Below are 2,883 nucleotides of genomic sequence, written 5' to 3' on the forward strand. Positions count from 1 at the left end.
ATATTAATACAGGTACTACCTTTATTTTTTGTATTAATGAGTTGTAAAAGAGAAAAAAATATTGAAAACTATCTCTCAAGCTTTAAACATTCTATAGATCTTAATGAATTTATTGGCGATAGTGTGAGGTTAGTAGATTTTCGAATAAAAAATAATCTATTGGCGATTCGTGGAAGATTTAAACAAAACAATAATTTTTGCTTTTATATTATTGATCTTAATAAAAAAAAGAAAATTGGTTACACTAGAAATATTATCTCTGGGTTAGAACGTAATGGAGTTATGTACGATATCTATAATGATAGTTTAGTCTATATGTCTTTGGTCCATCCAGATACATTATACATCAAAAACTGGCGTACAGGAATTGAATTTAAAAAACCAATTGATCTGAACAAAACATATACAACAAGTAAGTTGATAATGGATTCAAATGGAGTGTTTTTTATTGAAGCAGTTATGGGTTTTGGCTTTTTTGATCTAAAAAAGAATGAATTTCATCACTTCGATGGGGGAGTTGCGGATTATCATTTAAATACAATATCATTGCCCATCAACATGGAATTAAACCTAATAAGCAGAGTTGAGAAAAACGAGAATAATCTGCAGTTTTTAGCTTTAGATAATAAAAGCAATGTTAATTGGATGTATTCTCTGAAAATGGATAATGTCGATGGTAATGTGGACATATTTAATTATGGGTCACTTTTTATTGTGAAATATAATAACAGAATTTTTGCTTTAAAAAAACATACAGGAGAACTTGTTTGGGAAAGAAACTTCTCAAAGCCAATATCAGCTGTATATCAATATAAAGATCAGCTTTTGATTGGATTTTTGCCGAAATTGAGCAACGTGGATCATGAAATAAGGAATGAATGTAGTTTTTTTTTAATTAACGTCAGCGATAATAAATATACATGGACAAAAAAAGTTATTTCATATGGAAATGTTGTCGCAGGAATTGTAAACGATCAACTAATCTTTAGTGATGACAAGAATGTCATAAATTATAGCCTAAATTTTGGAAATGAAATTGATAAAATTGGCTTAAAGAATAAAAATTATTACGGAGCATTTACAACTATTAGAGATTTATATTCAAGTAAATTATATTTTTTAATGCCTGATGAAAAGATTTACTGGTAGTGCCCCCCTGCTAGTCCGAGTGGATTGTAATTAGATAAATTGTGCTGGTGCGAGTTTTTAACTCGTACCAATATAAAACCTCATTAGCGCAAGTCTTATCTCTACTGACGCAAGTCTTAGCGAGCGAGGCAGTGTTGCTGGCAGACTTGTGCTTTAAAATAATCTAAGCCTGGCCTTGAGCCGGGCTTTTACTTTTCCATCATTTCTCTCACTGGCGCAAGTCTTATTAGGCGGGAAGGTGTACTCCAATCTGGTCTTAGCGTCTCGCTGAGACCTTTTGTTTAGTTATAGTATTTTGAGCTTTAAAGAATTTATAATACCAGCCTGGCCTTGTGCCGGGCTTTTACTTTTCCAGCATTTCGAGTTTGATGAGCCTAGCTTTAATTGCGCCATAAGAGCGCCCGTGCAGTCTGACCAGTTCGGTTATCTTTTTGCCTTCATTAAAAGCTTTTAACAAAAGGCTGTCTTCTTCGGTTGACCATGGCTGTCCCTGTTTTCCCTTTTGGGCAAGGCCCTTTATTTCATTGATTGCGAAGTATAGCGCCCTGATTACCCCTCACTAGCGCAAGTCTTAGCAGCTAGGGCAGTGTTGGTGGCTGACTTGTGCTTTAAATTTTCTTAAGAGATTATATTGATTTGACTAAAGCACAAGTCAGGCCTTAGCTGCTTGGGCCGGGGTGCTAAGACTTGCGCTAGATGGTGAAATTGCGGCCAATGCAGCTAGTGGCTGTTTTGCAGCAATTGATGAAATCGCAATAGCCAGGTTCCGTTTTAACCAACCGGCACCAGGCGGACCAACTACCCTTGCCGATAACAGTACACAAGAAACGCAATATAACGGTATTTACCCTGGTCATGTACTCAAAACCAGTTATGTATATAATGCCACCAACCAGGTATTACAACAGGAAACACCAGATGGTAGGGCAAGCAATTTCTGGTACGATTACTTGAGCCGCTTGGTGTTTTCGCAAAATGCAAAACAGGCTGCGCTTTCAGATTATAGCTATACCAATTACGATGCATTGGGCAGGATTTTTGAAGTTGGCCAGAAAAATCTTACAGGAGATAAACAACCTGCAACACCGTACCTGGAAGATTCACGGTACCGCGAAATTCTGAACAATAATACAGGAGCTGATAGCCAGATTACCCAAACTTTTTACGATGATAAAGCGCCTGGATCAGCGGGCGTAAATGTTACCCTGCAGCAAGATAACCTGCGCAAAAGGGTATCGGCCAGTATTTACCGCGATAATAGAAGCACTGCAGCGATTAATGCCAGTTATTACAGCTACGATGTGGGCGGAAATGTGAAAAGGTTGTATCAGCAGATAAATGGCTTGGGCATAAAAACCCTCGATTACGAGTACGACCTGATTAGCGGCAAGGTAAACCTGTTGGCCTACCAGCACAGCAGGACGGCCACACCTGAAAAAGACCAGTTTTACTATAAGTACGATTATGATAGCGAAAACCGCCTGATTAAGGCATGGACCAGTACACAGGCCAATATAACCCCTTATGGCTTTGGCAGTAGCCTCGATAATAGTTACAAGCGCCTGGATGCTGCTTACCAGTATTATTTACACAGACCACTGGCCAGGATGGAGCTTGGCCGTAACCTCGAAAAAGTACAGGGGATCGATTATGCCTATACCTTACAAGGCTGGCTAAAAGGTGTAAATGGAACAAAATTAGATCCAACTATCGAAATGGGAGGCGATGCTGCAC

Annotated in this window: 2 protein-coding genes; both read left to right on the forward strand. The window is 38.3% G+C overall.

The genetic code is table 11. The features are described from left to right. The coding region (locus AC1DPQ_RS23425) for a hypothetical protein (RefSeq protein ID WP_477611039.1) at nucleotides 1-1,149 on the forward strand (1,149 nt) is incomplete at its 5' end. Between the two features lie 677 nt (nucleotides 1,150-1,826). Then, a partial coding sequence (locus tag AC1DPQ_RS23430) for a hypothetical protein (RefSeq protein WP_477611040.1) occupies nucleotides 1,827-2,883 on the forward strand: 1,057 nt, incomplete at its 3' end.

The sequence above is a fragment of the Pedobacter sp. 01T416_2 genome (assembly GCF_056398925.1).